Source organism: Paraburkholderia sp. RL18-085-BIA-A (genome assembly GCF_046027075.1).
In the GTDB taxonomy this organism is placed as follows: Bacteria; Pseudomonadota; Gammaproteobacteria; order Burkholderiales; family Burkholderiaceae; genus Paraburkholderia.
The window spans coordinates 1-244 of the sequence record NZ_JARESU010000724.1 but is presented as its reverse complement, the minus strand read 5'-3'; the positions used below and the strand labels follow the sequence as shown (position 1 = coordinate 244).

Sequence of the window (244 nt, the reverse complement as noted above, 5' to 3'; positions counted from 1 at the left end):
CAGAGGAAAGCCGGCGTCCAGCAGCACAGCGGGAATCGCGCCGGACACGTTGACCGGCAATGCCCGGCCATAAATCTTCGGCACCACGGCAGCGATGGCGCGCAGGACCCGCACGTTGTCTCCTGCCGTGCCGTGTTCGTCGGCCAAGGCCAGCAGGCGCGTGGCACGCGGATCTTCCTGCTGGTGTAGCGGGTGTCCGAACCCGGGCAGCGGCGCGCGCCGCGCCCGCAGCGCTGATATTTCA

Annotated in this window: 1 protein-coding gene; it reads right to left on the bottom strand. The window is 68.9% G+C overall.

Annotated features, from left to right (window positions below; genetic code table 11):
- Window positions 1-244: citrate/2-methylcitrate synthase (locus P0D89_RS54565; protein ID WP_408371665.1), on the bottom strand; the 244-nt coding region annotated here is incomplete at both ends.